This window comes from Curtobacterium sp. SGAir0471, assembly GCF_005490985.1.
In the GTDB taxonomy this organism is placed as follows: Bacteria; Actinomycetota; Actinomycetes; order Actinomycetales; family Microbacteriaceae; genus Curtobacterium.
Genome location: NZ_CP027869.1, coordinates 3,493,434 through 3,516,701 on the forward strand (window position 1 = coordinate 3,493,434; position 23,268 = coordinate 3,516,701).

Genomic DNA, 23,268 nt, shown 5'->3' on the forward strand with positions numbered 1-23,268 from the left:
GGTCGGGCGGGAGGGACCTCGCGCTCGAGTGGTCCTACCTGGCGCGCTCCGGCCGCCGGTCCCGAGCGGTCGCGCGCCTCGGTCCCGAGGTCACGGCGAGCGCGATCATCGGGACCAGGGTGAGCGCGACGATCCCGGCCCCGATGAGCGCCGGGCCGGTGACTCCGGTGGTGGCGAGGAGGCCCCCGACGAGCGCGGTGCCGATCGCGGTGCCGAGGTTGAACGCCGACACGGTCAGGGCTGCACCGAGGGGCGCGGCGTCGCCCGCGGCGTGCACGGCGGTGTGGATCAGGACCCCGTTGGCGCTGAGCCCGAACAGCCCGAGCGCGGCGACGAGGACCACCGTCAGGACGGGCTGGTCCGCGACGGTGCCGATCAGGACGAGCAGGACCGCGCTGGCCGCCGGGGTGACGATGGTCACCGCTCCCGGGCGCGTGTCACCGAGCCGGCCGCCGACGAGCGTCCCGACGAGGGACCCCACGCCGAACGCGGTCAGCACGACCGGGACCAGACCGGCTGCGACACCGGCACGGTCCGTGAGCAGCGGGGCGATGAAGGAGTAGGCGGAGACGATCCCGCCGCTGGTGGTGACGCAGGCGAGCAGGGTGAGCCAGAGTCGTGCGGAGCGCAGGCCCGTGAACTCCCCGCGGATCGACGCGCGACCGGTCGCGGACGGGTCGTGGGGCACGAGCCGCGCGACGAGCACGGCGAGGACGACCGCGGCGGCGGCGATCGCCCAGAAGGTGCCGCGCCAGCCGACCGCCTGCGCGAGGAACGCTCCGAGCGGCACACCGAGCACGGTGCCGAGCGAGCCCCCGGCACCGACGACGCCCTGCGCACGTGACCCGAGTTGCGGTCCTGCGGCGCGGGCGGCCACGACGGAGGCCACCGACCAGAACGCTCCCGTCGCGAACGCGGTGACGAGCCGGGCGAGCAGCAGGACGGTGAAGTCGTCCGCCAGTGCGACCACGACGTGCCCGGCGACGAACAGTGCCAGGGCGAGCAGGAGTGCGAGACGCTTCGGCAGCCGGATCGTCAGCAGCGTCATCAGGGGAGCGCCGACGATCATGCCGACCGCGAAGACCGTGATGAGCAGTCCCGCCCGGCCGAGCGGGACGTCGAGGTCGGCGGCGACCTCCGGCAGGATGCCCGCGATGACGAACTCCGTCGTGATCATCAGGAAGGTACCGGCGGCCAGGACCGGGACCACGAGGGGGAGGCGCTGCCGTGCGGTGGTCGTGACGGCGGTTCCGCTGGTGGTGGTCGGTGCGTGCATGAAGACTCTCGTTCGGCGGGGTCGGTCCGTCCCACGGTAGGGACGGAGCCACGGCGGGAGAGAGGTTCCACCGGACCCCGTCTCGGCAGCACCGGGCACGGTGCGCAGCGGAGCGGTTGCATGGCACCACCGGGACATCGACCGGGAGCATCGATCGGGACGACGAGGAGTGTGCTCGAGCATGACGGACGACGACACGCAGACGGGATGGACCGGCGGCAGGGACGCCTTCGGGGACTTCGCGCCCGGGATGGTGCACTACACCGACGCGGTCCTGTTCGACGAGGTGTGGGAACGAAACGGGCTGTCCAAGCGCGACCGAAGCCTGGTCACGATCGCGGCGCTGACCGCGCTCGGGAAGACGGACCAGTTGCGGTTCCACCTCGGCTTCGCCCGCAGCAACGGCGTCACCGACCGAGAACTCGAGGAAGCACTGCTCCACCTGGCGTTCTACACCGGCTGGCCCAACGGCATGAGCGGGACCACCGTCCTGCGGGACGTCATCGAGGACGACGGTGACGACGAGAGCGAGCAGCATCGATGACCGAGACCGACTTCCAGCAGCCCTTCCCGACCGGCGAACCGAACGACGCGTTCGCGCAGTACTTCTCCGGTCGGAGCTTCAACGCTCCCGTCGTCGACGGCGACGTGCCGGTGAACAACATCACCTTCGAACCGGGGTGCCGGAACGACTGGCACATCCACCACGGCGGCGAGCACGGCGGCGGCGACCAGGTCCTCATCTGCACCGCCGGATCCGGCTGGTACCAGGCCGAGGGCTCCGACCCGGTCAGCCTGACCCCCGGCACGACCGTCCGCGTGCCCGCCGGCACGAAGCACTGGCACGGTGCGAAGGCCGACTCGTGGTTCTCGCACCTGGCGTTCATCACGCCCGGTGAGGGCGTCCGCAACGAGTGGCTCGAGTCCGTCCCCGACGAGGTCTACGACGCCCTGCCGTCGCACGGGTCGGCCGGCTGACACGGGCCGCGGACGACGACGAGATCAACTCCTCGGCGCTGCAGACCGGGGACGCAGTGACGGGTCACCCGAGCTGATCCGACTCCGGCCGGCTGAAGAGGTTGACGACGTTGCCGTCGGGATCGCGGACCAGTGCGGACCGGTTGCCCCAGGGCATCGTGGTCGGTCCGAGGACGACGTGCTCGGGCTCGGGACGGAGCTGCGCGAAGCGGGCGTCGACGTCGTCGACCTCGAACTCGATGAACACGGACCGGTTCGTCGCGGGCGTCATGGCGCCGCCGAGCATCGCGACGGTGGCGGTGCTGGCGATCGCGAGGGTCGCACCGGGGCCGGTGAACTGCGCGAAGACGGGCGCGGGGCGCTCGGCGCGCTGGCCGGTGAGCTGTTCGTAGAAGGCGACGAGGCCGTCGAGGTCGTCGGTGACGATGCGGATGGATGCGAACGACACGGGATTCCTCCGGTGGTGCTGGTGCTGACGCGGTCGTCGACCAGCGTCCCGGGCCGTCGCGACACCGTCCTGTCGGTGTTCGCCGGATCCCGTCGTCGGAGATCGCCCTCGCGCGTCGCCGGACCGCCGTCGGTCCGCGGCTCGGTCGCCGGTTCAGTCGCCGACGACGGGACGCAGTCGTCCGTACTCGATGCCCAGGTCCTCGGTGCGCAGCACGCGCCGGGGTGGCCGCTCGTCGGTCACCTCGATCGATGCCATCCGGTCGCCGCGGAACGCTCGGACTCCGTCGCGCAGCCGGCACCACGCGACCAGGTACCAGTGCCCCTCCTTCTCGATCGACCCGAGCGGTTCGACGTCACGAGTCGACTCCGTGCCGTCCGCAGCGCGGTACCGCAGCCGCACCACGCGGTCCGAACGCAGGGCCTCGGCGAAGGCGACCGGCGTGACGGGGTCCTCGTCGGCCTCCAGGAAGTGGACCCGTGACGCGACCGCACCCGCGCGCGCCGCATCCCGGTCCGGCATGACGGCGAGCACCTTGCGTGCCGCGGTGCGAGCAGCCTGCCGGAACGGGCTGGCGCCGAGGGCACCGAGGCCGATCAGCACCGCGAGCGCCTCGTCCGGCGTGAAGCCGGCGGGGCCGAGCGTCGCCGACGCGTCGATGACGTACCCGCCCGTGCGGCCGGGCTCCGCCCAGATCGGCAGCCCCGACTGCTGCAGTGCCGCGAGGTCCCGCTCCACGGTCCGGACGGACACCTCGAACCGCTCGGCGAGGCGGCGTGCGCTCCGCGGTCGCGGTGCGGCGGCCCGCAGTTCCTCGACGATGCCGTACAGGCGGTCGGTGCGGTTCACCGACCCATCATCCGGCAGGTCGGACGGTCAGCGGAAGTCGCCGAACGGTCGGGCGGTGCGGTCAGTCCCGGTCGCCGAAGAGTCCGGCGCCGTGCTCGGTGAGGACGTCGTAGGCGTCCCCGAACGTCGTGGGTACCGGGGCGTCGGGCTCGTACTTGGCCAGCAGCAGCCCGAGCAGCCCGATCCCCGGCGCGGTCAGGGGCCGGCGACGGTCCCGTTCCGACGGCGGACCGCTCCTGCCCTCCGGGTTGGTCGGCACGTACTGCGGGGCGACGTCCGGCCAGAGTTGCGGTTGCCGGGGGACCTTCCGGTTCAGCACGTTGTGGATCCCCGTGGCCTCGGCGTCCCGGTGGGTGAGGGGTTCGAGGCCGTGTTGCTCCGTCAGCGTCCGGATGACCGCGGCGTGGTGCATCGGCTCGTTGATGATCGTCCCGGGTTCCGTGTAGGCGGACACCACGAAGGCCGGCACCCGCCCGCCGAGTCGGTCGAAGGTGAACCCCATCTCGCCCGGGGTCGGCGACCCCGACGGTGACGCGACGCCTGCGGGTGGCGGGACGTGGTCGTAGATCCCGCCGTGCTCGTCGAAGGTCACCACGAGGGCGGTGTTGATCGCGTTCGATCCGCGCTCGCTCCGTCCGCCGCGGACGGCGTCGTAGACGCTGGCGAGGAGCGCTTCCGCTGCGCGGACGTCGGACGTCGCCGACTCGTACGCGCCGGCGTCCGGCGCGCTGTGGTCACCCGGGCTGCCGACCGGCGGGTGCATGTCGTTGTGGTCGAACATCATGCGCGGCTCGATGAACGCGTAGTCGGGGAGGTTGCCGCTCGCCGCATCGGCGTGGAACTGTTCCATGCTCCGGAAGTTGGTCTTCCAGTACCGCTCGATCGACGGTGCGTGCAGGAACCCGGTCAGGGACACCACCTGGCGCGCGTCGAAGTACACGCGCCAGGTCTTCCCCGCCTCCTCGAGTCGGTTGAAGATCGTCGGGACGGCGTCCGCACCCAGCCACTTCTGCGGGCCGCCCTCCCGGCCGTTCGTGACGAAGCCGTGCGAGGTGCTGGCGTGGAAGAACGAGCGGTTGCAGAAGGTCTGCGACGGCACCGCGCAGTGCCAGTGGTCGTAGACGGCGAACGATCTGGCGAGCGTGGAGAAGACGGGCAGCATCGCCGGCGAGAAGCCGCCCATCACCCGCGAGTACTCCTCGACGCTCGGCTCCCGGCCGCGCTCCAGCCGGAAGTTCACGACGTAGTCGTGGACGAACCCGGACATCGTCGGCGTGCTCGTGTCCGCCGGGGCGTTGAACGGCGCCGCGTACCCGTTCCGTGCCGGGTCGGCGTTCTCCGCGGGTTCGACGAGACCGAACCACTGCGTGTTGACGTGCGGGTAGAACTCGCCCGGGTCCGGGTCGGGCTGGCTCATCACGTGGTCGGTCGTCCCCTCGTACACGTGCGCGGGGACGACGGTGCCGTCGGGGGCGGTGTTCTCGTGGCGTCCGTCCTGCAGCCCGGCGAAGGACTGCCCGGGGCGGAGGTCGGCGTCGGTGTACAGCCGGCCGAGGACGTGGTCGAAGCTCCGGTTCTCGAACATCACGACGACGACGTGGTCGAAACCCGGCTCGGGCCGTGCCGGGAGCGGCGTGAAGCCGTACCGGGCATCGTGCACCGACCGGTCGTACGCGGTCCCGGCGCCCACGAGTCCGGCACCGACGGCAGCGCTGGCCGCGCCGACACCGGCCCGGCGCAGGAAGGTCCGCCGGCTCGGTGCCGGCGTCCCACGGTCCTCGCTCTGGTGGTCCATGCGGTCCATCATCACCCCGTCCTGCCCGCAACCGTCTACAACTGGTGCATCGACAGGAGCGCGCGCAGTCGCAGCGTCCGTCGGAGCGGAGGCCGCTCGAGCCCGTCGACCACGACGGCGGCACCGAGCCAGGTCGCGCCGGCCATGTCGGTCAGCGCCCGAGCGGCTTCTGCCTGCGCTCCCGTGGCAATCCAGTCGTCGACGAACAGCACTCGGTCGCCGGACCGCAGCAGGCTCCGGCGGACGCCGAGCCGCAGGGAGCGGTCCCGGTAGTCCGGGCCGGTCGTCACATCCCACCACGCATCGGTGTCCGCGGCACGGCTCGGGTCCTTCCGAGCCTCGGCGAGACCCACCCCGAGGTGCGCTGCGACGAGCGCTCCGAGGAGCGTTCCGCGCGACTGGATGCCGAGCACCACCGTTGGCTGAGCATCGTCGAACAGGGCGGCGAGGCCGGGACCGAGCGCGCCCAGGACGTGCGGATCGCGCCACCAGCCGGTCACGTCGGCGGTGGAGTACGGATCCGTCCGATCACTCCGCCACCGGAACGAGTCCTGCAGCCGTCGTCTGAGGTCGGTGTCCACGGTCACGACGTGATTCTCCCGGTTCGCGCGAGGGGACGGCGACGGGTCGTCAGGTCGAACAGTCGATCGAGGGGTCGGTCGAGGCGGCCGACAGCCGGAGCTCCTGCGGTGCGTCGAGCCGACCTCGGGCGTCGAGCACCAGGCACCCGTACTCCGTCGAGCCGTCGTGCGCATCGACCTCGCAGTCCTCGGTCGATCCCGCATCGACGAGGAGCGTCGTCCGGTCGCCGGGTACCAGTCCGTCTCGGTTGTCCCACAGGCACGTCAGGTCGACCGAGCGGCCGAGGTCGTTGACGACCGCGATCGGCACCTGGGCTCGGAAGGTACCGAGAGCCCAGCCGACGGCAGCGGCGACGGCCAGGAGCGCGACGCAACCGACCAGCACGCCGATGATGATGGTGTTCCCGAGCCGACGCGTCGTCACACGCGTGCCCTACTGCGGCATGTCGACGAACCGCGAGAACATCCCGTGGAACGCCACCGTGATCGTGTCCGTCGGGCCGTTGCGGTGCTTCGCCACGATGAGGTCCGCCTCGCCCTGGCGCGGGTTGTCCTTCTCGTACGCCGACTCACGGTGCAGCAGGATCACCATGTCGGCGTCCTGCTCGATGGAGCCCGACTCGCGCAGGTCCGAGATCATCGGCTTCTTGTCCGCTCGCTGCTCAGGACCACGGTTCAGCTGCGACAGCGCGATGACCGGGACGCCGAGCTCCTTCGCCATGAGCTTCAGCGCACGCGAGAACTCGGAGACCTCCTGCTGACGGCTCTCGACCTTCTTGCCCGAGGTCATCAGCTGCAGGTAGTCGATGACCACGAGCTTGAGGTTGTGCTGCTGCTTGAGCCGGCGGCACTTCGCACGGATCTCGACGAGCGTCATGTTGGGGGAGTCGTCGATGAAGAACGGGGCGTCGTTGATGCGCCCGCGGGTCTGCGCGATCGTGGTCCAGTCGCGGGAGTCGACGGTGCCCTTGCGCATGTTCTGCAGCGGCACGCTCGACTCGGCGGACAGCAGGCGCATCGCGATCTCGGCGCGGCCCATCTCGAGCGAGAAGAACGCGGCGGTCTGGTCGTGCTTGAGCGCTGCGGCGCGGCACAGGTCGAGCGCCAGGGTCGACTTGCCGAGTGCGGGGCGCGCGGCGACGATGATGAGCTGCCCGGGGTGGAAGCCGTTCGTCAGGGCGTCGAGCCCGCTGAACCCGGTCGGCACGCCGGTCATCTGCCCGTCGCGGCCCTTCGCGGCCTCGATCTCGTCGATCGCGGCGCCGATGGCGTCGGTCAGGGGCACGTAGTCCTCGGTCTGCACGCCACCTGCGACGTTGTAGACCTCGGCCTGGGCGCTGTTGACGAGGTCGGTGACCTCACCCTCGGACGCGTAGCCCATCTGCACGATGCGGGTACCGGCGTCGACCAGGCGGCGGAGCACGGCCTTCTCGGCGACGATGGCTGCGTAGTACCCGGCGTTCGCCGCGGTCGGCACCATGCTCGTGACGCTGTGCAGGTACTCGGCGCCGCCGGCTCGCGAGAGCAGACCGGTCTTCGTCAGCTCGTCGGTGACGGCGATCACGTCGGTCGGTTCGCCGTGCGAGTAGAGCGACAGGATCGCGTCGAAGATGACCTCGTGCTTGGGGATGTAGAAGTCCACGCCACGGGCGGTCTCGATGACGTCGGCGACCGCGTCCTTCGACAGCAGCATGCCGCCGATGGTCGACTGCTCGGCGAGCAGGTCGTGCGGCGGCGTCCGTTCCGAGCCCCGGTCGGACAGGTCCTGCGGGGACGGATCGAGATGCGCGATCGACACACGGACTCCCTCTTGTCGTGACGGTGCAGGCCTCGGCCCACACCGGCTTTCCTACCCCGGACGACCGACATCCCCTGCCTCCGCCGAGTCGCTGGGCCAAGCTACGGGGACAGAGTTATCCCCAGCAAACGGCCCTGTGGATAACTCTGTGGAGAGCATGCGGAACACGCCGGGTTCCCATGTGCACAACTGTGGACGAGTATGTGGACAACTGCACGGTAGAACACGTGTTCGACGGATTGAACTGGGGTTTTCCGTTCCACACCATGTGTGGAGAACCGGGCTTCAACTACACCTTGAAGGTTGTCCCGGGTGGCGTTTCAACTGTGTAAAACGACTTGACAAAGGGGTGCCCTGTGGGGAGCGTTCTCGGGTCGCTCTCAGCATCGGCAGAACGCCGCGAGCAGTAACCGGCCAGCACCAGCCTCAGCCGACCAGCGCCCCGGTCCCGGCCCCGGTCCCCGCCAGCGTCCCGCGCGGGACCATCGGCACCTGCAGCGTCGACGCCAGCCCGGTCCCCAGGTGCACGAGCGCCGACCCGGGCTCGATCCGTGTGGAGATCGACGACCGCGCGATGCGCACCCCGATCAGGTCCCCGGCCAGGGTGTCCTGCGGCGACAGCAGCGCCCCGCGCCGGTTCTTCTTGGCGTCGACCTGCCAGCCGCCGAACCCGGCCGCGAGCCCCGTGGTGTTCCCTCCGAGCAGCATCCCCTGCCCGTTGTCCACCGCGGCGCGACCCCAGTCGCGCAGCCACCGCGCCGCCGAGCAGTCGATGAGCAGCTCACCGTCGTCCACGACGAGCACGAGGGGAGTGCCGTCGGGTGCGAGCACGGGTTCGAGCTGCTCCTGCGTGACGTCGTCCCCGCTGAACACCGCACGCACGCCGGGCAACCCCTCGAGGTCCCGCACGGGCCCCGGCCGCGGCGCGAGGACGACGAGCGACGTGCCGCCGGCCAGCAGCGACCGCGCCATGGCAGCGAGCATGGTGGACCGACCGGACCGAGACGGTCCGGCGACCACGAAGGTGCCGCCCCCCGTGCGCAGGTCGACGGTCTGCAGCTCCATGTCGTCCCCGCCGATCCCGGTGATCGCGACCATCGGGGCGGGTTCGGGAGCGGACTCCAGGGCGAGTGCGGTGTCGAGGTCCAGGTCCTTCGGCATCGCGTCCACGCGGAACGGGCGCGGCGACGGCGGGACCGGTGCGGCCGCTCGGAGCTCCGCGGCGAGGTCACGCACCGCGGTGGTCTGCCCCTGCCCGGACACGTCGGTGCCGAGCGTCGCGAAGTGCACCTCGGTGCCCGAGTCGGCGCGGAACCCCCGCCCCGGCGGGATGGACGCGGGCAGCTTCCGGTGGTTGATGCCGCCGAGCGAGTAGTCGAGCCGGTCGGTCAGCCGCAGCACGACCTTGTCGTCGGTGAGCGTCGACATGCGCGACGACAGCAACGACCGGTCACCGGACACCACGACGTGGATCCCGGCTGCTGCGCCGTCGCGCAGCAGCGACTGCACGGCGTCGGTCAGCGCCCCGCCGTCGACCTCGCCGAGCGAGGTGGTGAAGTTCTCCCACCGGTCGATGAGCACGAGCACGTGCGGCAGTCGCTGGCCCGGCGCCGCGAGCAGGCGCTGCTCGGTGACGTCCGCTGCGGACGCCGCGGCGATCAGGTCGTGCCGCCGGGCGGTCTCCCGTGTCAACCGGTCGATCAGGCGCGTGGCGCGTTCGACCTGCGTCCGCTGCACCACGGCACCGCAGTGCGGCAGCTGCTGGAGCGATGCGAGGGCACCGTTGCCGCAGTCGATCGCGTACACGTGCAGGTCGGCGGACGACAGGGACCGCGCCGCGGACGCGGCCAGGGTGCGGAGCGCCGTCGACCGACCCGACCCCGGCGCGCCGACGACGAACTGGTGCGTGAAGCGGGCGAGGTCGACCTCGGCTGCGCGCTGCTCCTGGGTGTCCGGCAGGTCCTCGAGCCCGACGGCGAAGCGCAGCGACTCCACGGACGACGACGAGGAAGACGACGGAGACGAAGACGGGGACGACGACGACCCGACCGCGGCCGACGCGACCTGCGCGAGCGGCAGCAGCTCCGGCAGCGGCGGCAGCCACGGGCTGTGCACCCGTCCGATGCCGAGCCGGTCGCGGGCGTCACCCATCGCCTGCACCAGGACCGAGAGGTCCGTGGCGGCGGTCGCCTGGTCGCTGCGCGACGGTCGCGCGGGCGGTGCGGTGGCGAAGTCGCGCCACTCGAGCACCCGGACGAACGGGAGGCCCGTGGCCGGGTCCTCCTCGCCGGCCCACCGACCGCCGACCCGCGCCGACTGGAAGGGCACGACCGACGAGTGACCGAGGCGCGCGTACGCGCGCCCCGGCACGCTCTTCGGGATCCGCGCGGCATCGGCCACGTCGATGACGTCGGTGCTCTCCCCGGAGTCGGTCATCCGCAGCGCGACGCGCAGGTTCGTGTTCGCCCGGATGTCCGGCCCAACGACACCGCCGGGGCGCTGGGTGGCCAGGATCAGGTGCACCCCGAGCGAGCGACCGCGCTGCGCGATGCCGATGAGCCCGGTGACGAAGTCGGGCAGCTCGGTGACCATCGCCGCGAACTCGTCGATGACGAGCACGAGCCGTGGCATCGCCTCGCCGGCACCGCCGCGGGCGAGGTGCGCCTCGTGGTCCTCGATGTCCTTCGCACCCGAGGCAGCGAGGATGTGCTCACGCCGGGTGAGCTCGGCGCGCAGCGACCGGAGCGCCCGCTCGACCAGGTGCTGGTCGAGGTCGGTGACGAGCCCGACCGTGTGCGGCAGGTCCGACGCCACGCTGAAGGCCGCACCGCCCTTGTAGTCGACGAGCACGAACGTCATCCGGTCCGGGCGGTTCCGCAGCGCGAGCGACGCGACGAGGGTCTGCAGGAACTCGGACTTGCCGGACCCGGTGGTGCCGGCGACCAGGCCGTGCGGACCGTCCTTGACCAGGTCGAGCTCGAAGGCGCCGTCGATCCCCACGCCCACGACCGCTGCCGTGCTCGTGCCCGACGCCGCCCAGCGTTCGGCGACGGTCCGGCCGTCTGGCTGCGGCAGGTCGACCACGTCGAGCAGTCGGGCGGCGTCCGGCACCAGGCCGTCCCCGTCGGACCCGCTCGTGTCACGCAACGGCGAGGTCCCGCGGGCGACGTCGTCGTACCAGTCGTCCGCGACCCGGTCCGCGAGCACGAGCTCGACGGGCGCGGACAGCTGCCGGCGGAGCACGAGCTCGGTGGCGCTGCGGTGCGTGACGGTGGCGACGCACTCCTCGGGCAGCTGCCACTCCTCCTCGTCGATGCAGACCAGGCGGATGCCGCACGCGGGCCCGTCCCGGAGCAGTCCGACGACGCCGGGCATCGCGCGGAGCCGTCTGGCGCCGTCGAGCACCACGACGATCTCGGGCGAGAACCGGCTCCGGTGCGTCCCGTTCTTCTGCCGCTCCGCCCGGCGCTCGGCGAGCACCTGGGTGAGCTCGGCCAGGCGCCGGCCGATCGTCTCGCCGTCGGCGCCGATGAGCGCCAGCGCCTCCTGCCCACCGGTCGGACGCAGGTGCGGCAGCCAGAGCGTCCAGGTCCACGCCGGGACGTGCTGCTGCGCCGTGAGCACGACGAACTGCACCTCGCGCGGGCTCTGCGTGACGGCGAGCTGGCCGAGCACCCAGCGTCCGAGGTCGCGCGGGGTGTCACCGGCGCCGGCGATGCCGAGCACCCCGACCTCGGCGAGCGGGACCGTCACGGGCACGCCGCGGGTGACGCGGGGCGCGTGGGCGAGTCCGTCGAGGTCGCGGTCGTCGACCACGGTGACGGTCGACGGCAGGTCGCCCGTGCCGATCCGCACGTGCAGGTGGTCACCGTCGGACGGTCGGCGCTCCCAGAGCCGCCGACCCGGGGTGGTCGCGACCACCCGCAGCGAGGCGGCGTCGAGCGCGGACGTCCGCCGCTGGTCGCGCTGGTCGAGCACCGCCTGGTCGATCGCCGCCTCGAGCGCGGCGACCCGTTCGCGGTGCTCGGCGAGCTGCTTCCGGTGGCTCTTCTTCCCCGTGCGCCGCGCACTGATCGTCTGCCCGATCACCATCATCGGCGTCATCGCCGCGAAGAGCAGGTAGAACGGCGAGCGGAACACGGTCGCCATCACGATGCCGAACATCGCCGGGACGAACACCATGATCCACGGGATCGCGGACCGCTGCGGTGGCACCGGCGGCTTCGGGATCCGGAAGTCCGTCTGCAGGAACGGCGGGAGCAGCCGCGGCGGCCGGTTGAAGTCGAGCTGCCCGGAGTCCGGCGGACGGAGCAGCATGCGGTCGACGACCTCGACCGGCGCGACGCTCAGCACCGTGTCGCCGAGGCGCACGAGGGCGTGTGCCGGCCAGTCCGTCCACTCAGCCGCGATCGGCTCGCCCTCGAGGGTGGGCGCGGGACGGTCCGTGGGACGCTCGCCGTCGTCCTCGGGCGGGGTGAGCCGGACCGTCACCGACCCGTCGAACGCGGTGCGGGCCTCCAGACCGGGACCGTCGGCGGCCGCACCGACCGCGGCCGCACCGTCCTCGGCGAGGGCGATGCGGACCGTGCCCGGCGACAGCCGTCGGACGCGACCCGCGTCGACCCCGCCCACGACGAGCAGGTGCACGGTGCCGTGCTCGGGCTGCGGCCGCTCGGTACCGCCGACGTGCAGGACGGCGCCGTCGACCAGCCCGCTGCGCGCGAACGGCACGTCGCCGTCGGGGGCGCCGTCCGGGACGGGCCGCCCGCCGGTCCGTCGGACCAGGGCGTCGACGACGGTCCGCATCGGCGTCTGTCCGGCGGCGTCGACGAGGACGTCGGAGTGCTCACCGGTCGCGTCGTCGACGACCGTGACGACGACGCGCATCAGGCCTGTTCCCGCGCGTCGGCCGGGACCTGACCGTCCACCGGCGCAGCCGGGTCCACCGGGACCGAGCGACCGAGGGCCGCCCACTGCAGCGTGCCGAGCTCGTCGGACACGTGGGTGCCGTCCCGCCGCACCGCGATCGTCCAGCGTGTGAGCGGGTCCGGGGCGGCCGCGATGCACGCCCAGCGGCCGCCCGGCCGCTCGAGCAGACGGGCGAGCTCGCGTCCGTCCGCGCCGGCCGGCACCCGGGACACGACCAGGAGGCCCGGGGTCGCGTCCGCCGTGACCGCCGCGATCGCCTCGTGCACCGTCACGGCCGTGCCCACCCCGACCGGCGACCCCACCTCGAGCACGGTGGTGCCGGCCGCCCACGGGGCGGCCGTGAACTGTTCGACGACGCGGACGAGCAGCGCCGCACGGGCGGCGCCCTCCCCGCGCAGGGCCACGATCCCGCGCACCCGACGCAGGTCGACCACGACCGTCTCGTCCTCTCGGGTGCCGACCGGTACGGCCGTCGCGAACTCGACCGGGGCCCCGCCGACGAGCGGGACCGCCTGCAGCGCCCACATCGGCGCCGACCACGTCCGACCGTCCGGCGTGGCCGTCCACGGCGCCGGCGGCGCGATCGTCGGCGACGCGACGTCGATCCGCACGGTGTGGCCGATCGTGATCCGCACCGCGCCGGGGAACAGCACGCCCGCCCCGGCGCACGAGGCCTCGATCCCCCGGAGCACCCGGTCGACGGCCCAGGCCGCGGCCGGGTCCCGGCGCACCTGGTCGGCCCAGACCAGTGCGTCGGTCGAGGTGCGGCGGCGGAGCGCGACGATCGTGGGCACCACGACGGCGAGGGCGCCGAGGAGCACGACGACCGACATGGTCAGCAGCAGGTGCGACTCCGGCGTCAGGAACGACCAGGTCACGAACGGGCCTCGGCGATCTCGGCGATCCGACGCTCGAGCGGGGTCGGCTCGGTGCCGGGGACGTCCGTCCAGCGGAAGGTGGTCATCACGGCGTCGAAGAGCATCACGAGCGCGTCCGTCAGCTGCTCGGCGGCCTCGGGGTCCTCCGGGTCGCTGGGGCTGATCGCCGAGAACGACATGATCACCCACCGACCCGGTCGGTGCGGGACGGGGATCGAGTACGTCACCTGTCGGTCGTCCACCACGGGCAGGTCCGCGCCGACCTCCGGGAGCTCGGCGGCGACGTCCGCGCGCCGGACCGTCTGCTCGGTGCGCGCCGCGATGCCGCCGTCGACCTCGCGCAGCCCGGTGTCGTCCGGATCGCGCCGGGTGGGCAGCGCTTCGGCGAGCAGCTGCGCGACCACCTGCTCGGGCGCTTCCTCGGACTCGTCGTCCACCTCGGACTCGATGATCGACACCGGCGGGGTGTACCCGTCGACGGGCTGGACCGGCATGTGGACGGCGGTGGCGCCGTTGTCCCCGGCCTCGACCACCGCGCGCAGGAGGCGCTTCCGCATCTCCTGCCGCAGCGGCTCGGCGCGGTCCCGTGGCAGGTCGTCCGGCAGCGCCCGCGCGATCACGGTGCGGACGGTCTCGCCGAGCTCCTCGCGTTGGTCCTCGCCGGCGGGCAGACGGGCCCACCCCGGCGGGACGACGACCAGGAACGACGCGGTCGGAGTGGTCATGCGTGCACCTCGTTCTCGACGGTGGCCAGCAGGTCGACGACGAGCGGCGCGAACACCGGGACCAGCCCGAGGTCCGTCGTCCGCCAGAGCACGTGCGTGTCGACGCCGTCAGCCCGACGGACGGCGGTGACCGACGCCCAGATCGCCCCGTCGTCGTCGAGGTCGTAGCGGGTGACGACGGGCCCCTCGCCACCCACGTGGTCCGGGAGCTCGTCGACCGAGGGCGGCTCGACCGGCAGACCACCGGTCGCGCCGGCCAGGTCGAGCAGGTCCGCGGTGCCGCCCTCGGCGAGCCCGACGGTGACCACCACGGGGAGCGGCCAGTTCCCCGGCACCGCGAGCGAGGCGAGCAGACGCTGCCCGGACCCGAGACCCGCGCGGAAGGCCAGCAGCGTGTCGAGCGCCGCGACGGTGTCGAGCTCGGTGACCGCCGACCCTCCCGAGCGAGCACGGTCGAGCCCGACGACCGCGTCGAACAGCTCGAGGGTCTCTGCACGCCAGGCGGTGTCGACCTCGTCGGGGTGCGGGACGAGCAGCCACGAGGCGTCGGTCGTGATGCTCGACGTCACCGTGGGGGTCGCAGTCGTCATGGTGCTCCTCGGTTCTCGTTCCGGTCCGGCGATCGGGTCAGCGCTGGGCTGCGGGCACGGTCGGCAGGTCGGTGACGGGGTGCTTGTGCTCCGAGACCCACTCGGTCCACGGCCGCTCCTGGTCGGCACCGATGCCGATCGGGCCGATGACCAGGCCGGCGATCGCGTTGCCCTTGCCCCACGCGCTCATGAACCCGTTCGCACCGACGTGGTACCACGGGGCCGCGGTGACGCCGGACCGCAGTCGGTTCAGCTTCTCGAAGTCACTCAAGCGGTCCCGGGTGAACTGGAAGTCGACGCCACCCAAACGCTCGCCCCAGTCCTTGAGTCCGCCGCGGGTGCCGACCTCGGTCCAGAACTGCTTCTTGACGAGCTTCGCGTCGTTCGCGATCACCTTGTGGATCTTCGCGACGTTCCACCAGTTCGGGTTGTCGGCGAACTTCGCCGCGAACGACGCCTCGGTTCCGATCCACTCCACATCGACGGCGTCGCGACGACCTCGAGCCCGTTCCAGTGCCCTCGTCGCCTTGCTGATCTGTGCCTGCAGCCCGTCGAGCTGCTTCGTGATCGTCTGCGCCTGCGCCGACGACACGGGCCGGTCGAGGCGCTTGTCGAGCTTCGAGAAGTCCCGCTTCAGCGCCTGCAGCTCGTCCTTCCGCACACCGACCGCCTTGTGCGCGGCCTTGCTCGCGGACGAGAACTTCGTGGTCATGGCGCCCTTGGTGGCCTTGATGCCGTTGCTCACCGCGGTCGAGGTGACCTTCGTGATCGCGGTGCCGAGACCGAGCGTCAGCACGCCGACGACCGCCATGACGAGGTCGAAGACGTTGCCCTCGCCCATCGCGAAGGTCGCCGCCTGCGCGATCAACGTCATCCCCGCCGAGATCGCGCCGAGGATGGCACCGATGCCGAGGCCAGGGATCAGGAAGGCGAACACGGCCAGGACGATCCCGATGATGGTCAGGATCTTGATGAGCATGTGGATGAACTTGTACCACCCGGAGTCGTGCAGCCCGTCGTGCCAGCCGTCCCGCATGGTGCTCGCGGCCGCCCGGCCGGCGGCGCTGAGCTGTTCGCGGGCGTCCTGCAGCTTCCGCTTGGCCGCCGCGACGGCATCCTCTGCGCTCGAGATCCGGTCCGCGCGCTTCTGACTGTCGGCGGTGTCCTCCGGCGTCGGCTCCTTCCCGCCGGCCTCCGCATCGGCGACGGGATCGGCGAGTCCCTGGGCCGACCCGAGGTCGCCCTTCGCGGCGATCGCGTCCTGCAGCGCCTGCCACGAGGTCCCCATCACGGTCCCGGCCCCGCGGGCACTCTCGTCGCCGACCGCTGCGGCGAAGCCCTGCAGAGCCTCGCCCGCCGACCGGTACCGACCGGTCATCTGCTGCAGGGATCCGGCGACGTCCTTCGCCCGCTTGCGGACGGCGTCGACGGCCTCGCCCTTGCCGACGGACTCGTCGCCGCTGCCGACCTTCTCGAGCGTCGCGGCGGTGGTCTCCATCGACTCCGCCATGTCCCGGTAGTACGCCGCGAGTTCGAGCACCTTCGCCGGCTGCGTCGCGATCGGGTCACCCGGCTCGTCGAGGGCGGCCCAGTCACCTGCGCGGGCGGTCATCAGGCGGACTCCTCGTGCGACTGCAGGCCGTCGGTCAGCTGCTGCTGCAGGTCGCGCCACGTGTCGACCGAGTTCTGCAGGTTCTTGTCGAGCTTGTCGACGTTCTTGCGGATCTTCTCGCGGTGGAGCTTCCAGTCCTTGCTGAAGTGCGAGAAGGCGTCCTGCAGGTGGGACTCGCCGAAGACGCCGTGGTACTGGTCGTCGTCGGACTTCTGGTGTTCGAGCTCGTCGTTGATGGCGTGCACCTTCGCGGCGCTGTCGCTGAGCTCCTGGCTGATCACGAGATCGGACACGGGTACCTCCGAGGGGACGGGTCGGGAACGGATCGCGCCCCGGCCGACGTCGCTGACGGCAGCGTCGACCGGGGCGCGGAGCGCGCTACTTGATGGCGTTGGCGAGTTCCTGGTCGGTCTGCTGCAGCGCCTCGGCCGCCTTGTTCAGGTACATCGACATGCCCTCGAGACCCTCGATGGTCTTCGTGGCACCGTCGTTGAACTCCTGGTACGAGCTCCCGAACGCGACCGAGGACTGGTCCGTCACGTAGCCGCCGCTGATCAGCGAGTCCACGAGCGCCTTCAGCTCCCGCAGCTTCGAGGTGATGTCCTGCTCACCGTTCACGAGTCGGGTCGCGGCGTCCTGCATCTCGCCGTAGGTCACGTTCAAGTTGGGCATGGCCTGCTCCTGTCGTTCGTCGCGCCCCCCGGTCGAGGGACACCGGGAACGTTATTCCAGGGCGGAACGATCTCGGGGGGTACATTTCTCGACCCGGTCGACCCGGAGGTCTGCACAGTGATGTGCACATTCCAGTACATCGGCGTCCCGACGGGCTCGGTACCGAGCGGTATTCACATGCCACAGTGGCCAAGACCACCGCGGTCATCGGCGTGTCGCGGTGCGCCGATCGGACCGGTGTCCCCCGGAGTGCGGACCGATCGGCGCGGCTCAGGCGGTGGTGAGGGCGCCCGAGACGGCCTCGTACCCGGGCACGCGTTCCTGGTCGGCACCCCAGCCCGTCGGCTTGATCCCCTGGCCGTACACGAAGGTGTTGACCCAGCTCGTGACCACGCGTCCGCCGGCCGCCCAGGTGTGCCACGTCGGCGACGCCGCGATCTGCACGCCGTACTTCGCCCACAGCTCCTTCTGCATCTTCGTCATCTCGAACTGCCGGTCGACACTGAACAGGCGCTCCCACTGCCAGCCCTTGCCGTCCTTCCCGAAGACGTCGAGCACCTTCGCCTTGTCCTCGTTCCAGAGCGCCCGGTTCGGCCGCCACCAGTTCGGCTTCTCCTTGAAGCCGTCGAGGACGTTCTTCGTCCTCGCAGCCGCGAAGGTCTCCTTCACCGTCGCGATCTGCTTGCTGAGGTCCTGCACCTCGGTCCGCGCCGCGGAGTACTCGCTCGCCGTCCGGGCGCCGAGCGCCTTCGTGATCTGCACGGAACGCAGGTCCTGCAGGTTCCGGATCTTGTCCAGCGACGTCTTCTGGAACCCGGCGAACCCCTTCGCGAGCCCCGCCGTCTTGAGCGTCGAGACCGCCTTGGTCAACGCGCCGCCGACACCGACGAGCACCAGGCCGACCGCCGAGGTGATCACGTCGAGCCACGAGCCCTCGCCCATGCTCGCGAGCGCGATGTTCGCGACGAGGGTCACCGACGCCGCCACGGCCGCCATGAAGGTCAGGATCCCCACGCCGGGGATCAGGATGGCGAGCGCGGCCAGGGCGATGCCGATGTACGTGAAGATCTTGACCAGGATCTTGAGCAGCTTCGAGAAGAACGCCTTGATCTTGTCACCGAGGGTGTCGTGCAGGCCGTCGTCCCATGCGGCGCGGATCGTCGACGCAGCCTGACGGCCGGCACCGTTCAGGGTGTCGACGGCCCGTCGGAGCTTCGCGGTCGCCGCATCCGCTCCTGCCCGTGCGTCCTCGGTCGCCCGGTGCTTCGCGTCGACGGCCCCCTGCTCGTCCGCGGTCAGGGGCGGCGCGTCCTGCGCCCGTCCCTGCGACGGGTCCACCATGCTCGCGGCGCGCGACCCCGCTGCCGACGCGTCCTCGGCCTCGCGCAGCGCTGCGGCAGACTCGTCGAGTGCGGTCTCGAGCGACGGCAGGTACCCGGTCAGCGCGTCGCGGATCGCGTCGTAGCGGCCGGACATCTTCTGCAGCGAGGCGGCGACCTCGCCGCTCTTCTTCCGCACGGCAGCGGCGGACTCGCCCTTGAACTGCGACTCGTCGCCCTCGCCGATCCGCTTCAGGACGTCCGCCTCGCTGCGGATCTCGTCCGCGATGGAGCGGTAGTAGTCGACCAGCTCGCGGACGACCTGCGTGTCCGCGACGATCGGGTCCGAGGCCTCGCCGACGAGCGACCAGTTCCCTCCGCGGGCGGGCATCAGGCGGCCGTCCCGTCGGTGTGACCCGTGTCGGTGCGCTCGGTCGTGAGCTTCTCCGCCAGGTCGTGCTCGAGCGCCGACCAGTTCTCGACCGACTTCTGCATCTTGTCGTGCAGGTCCTTCACGGCGCCCGTCATCTTCTCGCGGTGGATCTTCCAGTCGCCGGAGAAGTCGTGCATCGCCCGCTGCACGTCGTGCTGGCCGTAGACCTCGGTCAGGGCACGGTCGTCGGACTTCTGGTGCTCCAGCTCGTCCGAGATGTGCCGGAGCTTCGTGGCCGAGTCCTCGAGGACGGCCTTGGTGATGATGAGGTCTGCCATGGGTGCTCCCGATCGCTGCCCGTGCCGATGCGCCGCTGCGCTGGTGTGCCGGTGGAAGGTGGGACGGGCGGCCCGCAGTGGGCCGCCCGTCGTCCGGAGCGGTCGTGGACCGGCCGTCCGGTGTCGCGCGCTACTTGATGGCGTTGGCGAGTTCCTGGTCGGTCTGCTGCAGCGCCTCGGCCGCCTTGTTCAGGTACATCGACATGCCCTCGAGACCCTCGATGGTCTTCGTGGCACCGTCGTTGAACTCCTGGTACGAGCTCCCGAACGCGACCGAGGACTGGTCCGTCACGTAGCCGCCGCTGATCAGCGAGTCCACGAGCGCCTTCAGCTCCCGCAGCTTCGAGGTGATGTCCTGCTCACCGTTCACGAGTCGGGTCGCGGCGTCCTGCATCTCGCCGTAGGTGACGTTCAAGTTGGGCATGTCGTGCTCCTGGTGTCGAGGTGGTACGCCTCCGGTACCGGAAGCCGGGACGACCGTACCGACCCGTTGCCTCCCGGACGGGGGTGTTCGGGTGTTGTTCACCGGGAGTTCGTGCCGTCGCGACGGACGTGAACGTCCGCCGCACACCCGCACCGACGTGTGTCGCGGCCCCCTGCGGGACGCGATCAGCGCGCACGACGAAGGGCGGGCCTCCCGGAGGAGACCCGCCCTTCGACGGTGGTGCCGCTGCTTACTTGGCGGCGACGACCTGCAGGGAGATCACCGCGGTGATGTCCTCGCGCAGACGCACGGTGGCCTCGTGGTCACCGACGGTCTTGATGGTCGCGGGGACCTCGACCTTGCGCTTGTCCAGCGAACCGACGCCCTGCGCCTGGACGGCGTCGGCGACGTCCGCCGGGCGGACCGAACCGAACAGGCGGCCGTCCTTGCCGGCCTTGACGGTCAGCTTGATGGTCGCGTTCTCGAGCTTCATCTTGAGGTCCTGGGCCTCTTCGATGGTGGCGAGCTCGCGAGCGGCACGGGCCGCACGGATCGACTCGACCTGCTTCTCGCCGCCCTTGGACCACGCGACGGCGAAGCCCTGGGGGATGAGGTAGTTGCGGGCGTAGCCGTTCTTGACGTCGACGACGTCACCGGCGGAACCGAGGCCGGAGACCTCGTGGGTGAGGATGAGCTTCGACATGTGAACTCCTCCGATCAGCGGCCGGAGCCGGCGTAGGGGAGGAGCGCCATCTCACGGGCGTTCTTCACGGCACGGGCGATGAGGCGCTGCTCCTGGACGGAGACGCCGGTGATGCGACGGGCGCGGATCTTGCCACGCTCGGAGATGAACTTGCGAAGGGTCGCGACGTCCTTGTAGTCGATGACGCCGACCTTGATCGACTTCGCGGGAGCGGCGTTCTTGCCGCCCTTGCCGCGAGGCTTCCGGCGGTCGCCGGTGCTCTTTCCAGCCATTGTGATTCCTTAGAGAAGAAGAAGTTGTGTGTCCGTCAGACCGCTGAGGATCAGAACGGCGTCTCGTCGTCGTACGAACCGCCGGGCTGGCTCCACACGTCGTTCGACTGTGCGTTGCCGCCCTGCTGGCCGCCCTGGGGCGACCACGGTGCGTCCGACTGACCGCCGTTGTTGTTCCAGCCGCCGCCGTTGCCGCCCTGGCCACCACCGGAAGCGTTGCCGCCCCCGACCTGGCCACGACCGCCGCCGGAGCCACCCGCAGCACGGGTGACCTGCGCGGTCGCGTAGCGGAGCGACGGGCCGATCTCGTCGACCTCGAGCTCGATGCTCGTGCGCTGCTGGCCCTCACGGTCCTGGTAGGAGCGCTGACGCAGACGACCCTGCGCGATGACGCGCGAGCCCTTCGTCAGCGAGCCCGCCACGTGCTCGGCGAACTCGCGCCACACGCTCGCACGGAGGAACAGCGCGTCGCCGTCCTTCCACTCGTTCGCCTGACGGTCGAACGTGCGAGGGGTGGATGCGATGGTGAAGTTCGCCACCGCGAGCCCGTTCTGCGTGTAACGCAGCTCGGGGTCCGCGGTGAGGTTGCCCACCACCGTGATGACGGTTTCGCCGGCCATGACCTACTCGGCGCTCGCGGTCGCGTTGGCGGCCTTGCGGGCCGCACGGGCCTCGTCGCGCTGCTTCTGCGCGGCGACCTGGGCGATCGCCTCTTCGGCGCGGAGGACCTTCGTGCGGAGCACGGCCTCGGAGAGACCGAGCTGACGGTCGAGCTCCTTGGCGGCCTCGGGGGTCGAGGTGAAGTCGACGACGGCGTAGATGCCCTCGGACTTCTTCGCGATCTCGTAGGCCAGGCGACGACGGCCCCAGACGTCCACGTTGTCGACGGTGCCACCGTCATTGCGGATGACCGCGAGGAACTTGTCCAGGCTGGGAGCAACGGTGCGCTCGTCGATCTCGGGGTCGAGGATCGCCATCAGTTCGTACTGGTGCATGCGGAACCCACCTCCTTTGGTCTCGGCGGCCCCGGGCGGTTCCCGGAGCAGGAGGGTTGATGCATGTGTCCGGTGGCGCAGGAGCGCAAGGACAACCCGAGTAGCTTAGCCCACGGCCTGGAGGCGCGCCACCGGCTGTGCAGAACGGCCCCGGTCCGGCAGGCGGTCGCGTCGGGACCGGGGCGGCTCAGGCCGTCGCGTCCCGCTCGGCCCACCAGGCGCGCAGGCGCTGCTCGGCCTCGTCGGCGCCGAGGGGCCCCTCGTCCATCCGCACCTCGAGCAGGTACCGGTAGGCCTCGCCCACGGCACGCCCCGGCTGGATGTCGAGGATGCGCATGATGTCGTCACCCGTCAGGTCGGGCCGGATTGCCTCGAGCTCCTCCTGCTCCGCGAGCGCCGTGATGCGGTCCTCGAGGTCGTCGTAGGCGAAGCCGAGGCGGTCGGCCTTCCGGCGGTTCCGCGTCGTGACGTCCGAGCGGGTGAGCTCGTGCAGACGTTCGAGCAGCGGACCCGCGTCACGGACGTAGCGGCGGACGGCGGAGTCGGTCCACGCACCCTCGGTGTAGCCGAAGAACCGCAGGTGCAGCTCGATGAGACGGGACACCGCCGCGATGGTGTCGTTGTCGAACCGCAGCGCCCGCAGTCGCTTCTTCGCGAGCTTCGCGCCGACCAGGTCGTGGTGGTGGAAGCTGACGGCACCGCCCGGTTCGAGCTTCCGGGTCGCCGGCTTGCCGATGTCGTGCAGGAGCGCGGCGAGCCGGAGCACCGTGTCCGGGGCCTCGCCCGGGTGCCGCTCGGCCTCGTACCCGATCGCCTGCGACAGCACGGTCAGCGAGTGCTCGTAGACGTCCTTGTGGTGGTGGTGCTCGTCGATCTCCAGGCGCATCGCGGGGAGCTCGGGCAGGAAGCGCTCGGCGAGACCGGTGTCCACGAGCAGGCGGACGCCGGGGACCGGCCCGGACGTGTTCAGCAGCTTGACGAGCTCGTCGCGGACCCGCTCTGCCGACACGATGTCGATCGAGTCCGCGAGGTCCGTCATCGCGGCACGGACCTCGTCGGACACCGTGAAGCCGAGCTGGGCGGTGAAGCGTGCGGCCCGCATCATGCGCAGCGGGTCGTCGCGGAACGACACGGGTGCCGCCTGCGGGGTGTGCAGCCGGCCGGCCAGCAGGTCCTCGACACCGCCGTGCACATCGACGAGCTCGCGCTGGGGGAGTCGGAGCGCCATGGCGTTCACGGTGAAGTCCCGGCGGAGCAGGTCGTCCTCGATCGTGTCGCCGAACGCCACCTCGGGCTTCCGGGTCTCGCCGTCGTAGAAGTCGCTGCGGTAGGTCGTGATCTCGACCTGTTCGCCGGCGACCCGGGCGGCGATCGTGCCGAACTGCCGACCGACGTCCCACGTCGCACTCGCGATCGGCTCGACGATGCGCAGGACGTCGTCGGGGCGGGCGTCGGTCGTGAAGTCGAGGTCGGTGACGGGTCGACCGAGGAACGCGTCGCGGACGGGGCCGCCGACCAGGGCCAGCTCGTGTCCGGCATCGGCGAACGCCCGAGCGAGGACGGCGACCGGCTCGGTGGCTGCGAGTGCGTCGAGTCGTTCGACGGCCTGGGCAACGGACTGCATGACGGACCTCATCCTCCCAGATCGGCGCACCGAGTTCTCCACACGGCCCGCGCGCACGGGATCGTCCCCGTCCGCCCCTCGTACACTCG

The 23,268-nt window shown here is 71.3% G+C and carries 24 protein-coding genes; 2 read left to right on the forward strand and 22 right to left on the reverse strand.

The annotated features are described in order from the left end of the window. Window positions 1-34 precede the first annotated feature (34 nt). Window positions 35-1,276: an MFS transporter gene (locus tag C1N91_RS16315; RefSeq protein WP_137768559.1), complete on the reverse strand. Its 1,242-nt coding sequence runs from the start codon at window positions 1,274-1,276 to the stop codon at window positions 35-37. A gap of 181 nt (window positions 1,277-1,457) precedes the next feature. Between C1N91_RS16315 and C1N91_RS16320 the strand changes: the two genes are divergently transcribed. Next, complete coding sequence (locus C1N91_RS16320) at window positions 1,458-1,820, forward strand: carboxymuconolactone decarboxylase family protein (protein ID WP_137768560.1); 363 nt, start codon at window positions 1,458-1,460, stop codon at window positions 1,818-1,820. Beyond that, on the forward strand, window positions 1,817-2,254 hold the full coding sequence (locus C1N91_RS16325) for a cupin domain-containing protein (protein WP_137768561.1): 438 nt from the start codon (window positions 1,817-1,819) through the stop codon (window positions 2,252-2,254). The genes C1N91_RS16320 and C1N91_RS16325 overlap by 4 nt, the downstream gene beginning before the upstream one ends. A gap of 64 nt (window positions 2,255-2,318) precedes the next feature. Here the strand turns inward: C1N91_RS16325 and C1N91_RS16330 are convergent, their stop codons facing one another. The 21 genes from C1N91_RS16330 to C1N91_RS16425 form a co-directional block, all read right to left on the reverse strand. Continuing rightward, complete coding sequence (locus C1N91_RS16330) at window positions 2,319-2,702, reverse strand: VOC family protein (RefSeq protein ID WP_137768562.1); 384 nt, start codon at window positions 2,700-2,702, stop codon at window positions 2,319-2,321. A 153-nt stretch (window positions 2,703-2,855) separates the two neighbouring features. Then, window positions 2,856-3,551, reverse strand: a complete 696-nt coding sequence (locus tag C1N91_RS16335) for a helix-turn-helix transcriptional regulator (RefSeq protein ID WP_137768563.1) — start codon at window positions 3,549-3,551, stop codon at window positions 2,856-2,858. Window positions 3,552-3,612: 61 nt separating this feature from the next. Continuing rightward, window positions 3,613-5,346, reverse strand: a complete 1,734-nt coding sequence (locus tag C1N91_RS16340; protein WP_254678283.1) for an alkaline phosphatase family protein — start codon at window positions 5,344-5,346, stop codon at window positions 3,613-3,615. A 35-nt stretch (window positions 5,347-5,381) separates the two neighbouring features. Beyond that, window positions 5,382-5,933 (reverse strand): phosphoribosyltransferase family protein, encoded by a 552-nt coding sequence (locus C1N91_RS16345; RefSeq protein WP_254678284.1) that lies wholly within the window; start codon window positions 5,931-5,933, stop codon window positions 5,382-5,384. Between the two features lie 43 nt (window positions 5,934-5,976). Next, window positions 5,977-6,351, reverse strand: coding sequence for a hypothetical protein (locus C1N91_RS17065; RefSeq protein WP_254678285.1), 375 nt, complete (start codon window positions 6,349-6,351; stop codon window positions 5,977-5,979). A gap of 9 nt (window positions 6,352-6,360) precedes the next feature. Then, on the reverse strand, window positions 6,361-7,725 hold the full coding sequence (gene dnaB / locus C1N91_RS16350; RefSeq protein WP_058728756.1) for a replicative DNA helicase: 1,365 nt from the start codon (window positions 7,723-7,725) through the stop codon (window positions 6,361-6,363). Window positions 7,726-8,151: 426 nt separating this feature from the next. Then, window positions 8,152-12,612 carry an FtsK/SpoIIIE domain-containing protein gene (locus C1N91_RS16355; protein ID WP_137768566.1) on the reverse strand — a complete coding sequence of 1,487 codons (4,461 nt, stop codon included), beginning with the start codon at window positions 12,610-12,612 and terminating at the stop codon, window positions 8,152-8,154. After that, window positions 12,612-13,532 carry a hypothetical protein gene (locus C1N91_RS16360; RefSeq protein ID WP_137768567.1) on the reverse strand — a complete coding sequence of 307 codons (921 nt, stop codon included), beginning with the start codon at window positions 13,530-13,532 and terminating at the stop codon, window positions 12,612-12,614. Before C1N91_RS16360 ends, C1N91_RS16355 begins: the two co-directional genes overlap by 1 nt. Further along, window positions 13,529-14,257: a hypothetical protein gene (locus C1N91_RS16820; protein ID WP_175416071.1), complete on the reverse strand. Its 729-nt coding sequence runs from the start codon at window positions 14,255-14,257 to the stop codon at window positions 13,529-13,531. The genes C1N91_RS16360 and C1N91_RS16820 overlap by 4 nt, the downstream gene beginning before the upstream one ends. Then, complete coding sequence (locus tag C1N91_RS16370) at window positions 14,254-14,847, reverse strand: hypothetical protein (protein ID WP_137768568.1); 594 nt, start codon at window positions 14,845-14,847, stop codon at window positions 14,254-14,256. The genes C1N91_RS16820 and C1N91_RS16370 overlap by 4 nt, the downstream gene beginning before the upstream one ends. A gap of 37 nt (window positions 14,848-14,884) precedes the next feature. Next, complete coding sequence (locus tag C1N91_RS16375) at window positions 14,885-16,459, reverse strand: hypothetical protein (protein ID WP_137768569.1); 1,575 nt, start codon at window positions 16,457-16,459, stop codon at window positions 14,885-14,887. Beyond that, a complete protein-coding gene (locus C1N91_RS16380; RefSeq protein ID WP_137768570.1) occupies window positions 16,459-16,752 on the reverse strand; it encodes a hypothetical protein in 294 nt (97 codons plus the stop codon). Before C1N91_RS16380 ends, C1N91_RS16375 begins: the two co-directional genes overlap by 1 nt. A gap of 85 nt (window positions 16,753-16,837) precedes the next feature. Next, window positions 16,838-17,131 carry a WXG100 family type VII secretion target gene (locus C1N91_RS16385; RefSeq protein ID WP_058748771.1) on the reverse strand — a complete coding sequence of 98 codons (294 nt, stop codon included), beginning with the start codon at window positions 17,129-17,131 and terminating at the stop codon, window positions 16,838-16,840. A gap of 270 nt (window positions 17,132-17,401) precedes the next feature. Continuing rightward, complete coding sequence (locus C1N91_RS16390; protein ID WP_137768571.1) at window positions 17,402-18,841, reverse strand: WXG100 family type VII secretion target; 1,440 nt, start codon at window positions 18,839-18,841, stop codon at window positions 17,402-17,404. Next, complete coding sequence (locus C1N91_RS16395) at window positions 18,841-19,161, reverse strand: hypothetical protein (protein WP_137768572.1); 321 nt, start codon at window positions 19,159-19,161, stop codon at window positions 18,841-18,843. Before C1N91_RS16395 ends, C1N91_RS16390 begins: the two co-directional genes overlap by 1 nt. A gap of 130 nt (window positions 19,162-19,291) precedes the next feature. Next, window positions 19,292-19,585 carry a WXG100 family type VII secretion target gene (locus C1N91_RS16400; protein ID WP_058748771.1) on the reverse strand — a complete coding sequence of 98 codons (294 nt, stop codon included), beginning with the start codon at window positions 19,583-19,585 and terminating at the stop codon, window positions 19,292-19,294. A gap of 250 nt (window positions 19,586-19,835) precedes the next feature. Continuing rightward, a complete protein-coding gene (rplI, locus tag C1N91_RS16405; RefSeq protein WP_058728351.1) occupies window positions 19,836-20,288 on the reverse strand; it encodes a 50S ribosomal protein L9 in 453 nt (150 codons plus the stop codon). A gap of 14 nt (window positions 20,289-20,302) precedes the next feature. Continuing rightward, the gene (gene rpsR, locus C1N91_RS16410) at window positions 20,303-20,560 is read right to left on the reverse strand and encodes a 30S ribosomal protein S18 (protein WP_017887834.1); all 258 of its coding nucleotides are present in this window, start codon (window positions 20,558-20,560) and stop codon (window positions 20,303-20,305) included. A 50-nt stretch (window positions 20,561-20,610) separates the two neighbouring features. Beyond that, window positions 20,611-21,180, reverse strand: coding sequence for a single-stranded DNA-binding protein (locus C1N91_RS16415; RefSeq protein ID WP_137768573.1), 570 nt, complete (start codon window positions 21,178-21,180; stop codon window positions 20,611-20,613). Between the two features lie 3 nt (window positions 21,181-21,183). Beyond that, window positions 21,184-21,555: a 30S ribosomal protein S6 gene (gene rpsF / locus C1N91_RS16420; RefSeq protein WP_058728349.1), complete on the reverse strand. Its 372-nt coding sequence runs from the start codon at window positions 21,553-21,555 to the stop codon at window positions 21,184-21,186. Between the two features lie 187 nt (window positions 21,556-21,742). After that, window positions 21,743-23,179: a CCA tRNA nucleotidyltransferase gene (locus tag C1N91_RS16425; RefSeq protein WP_137768574.1), complete on the reverse strand. Its 1,437-nt coding sequence runs from the start codon at window positions 23,177-23,179 to the stop codon at window positions 21,743-21,745. Window positions 23,180-23,268: the final 89 nt, after the last annotated feature.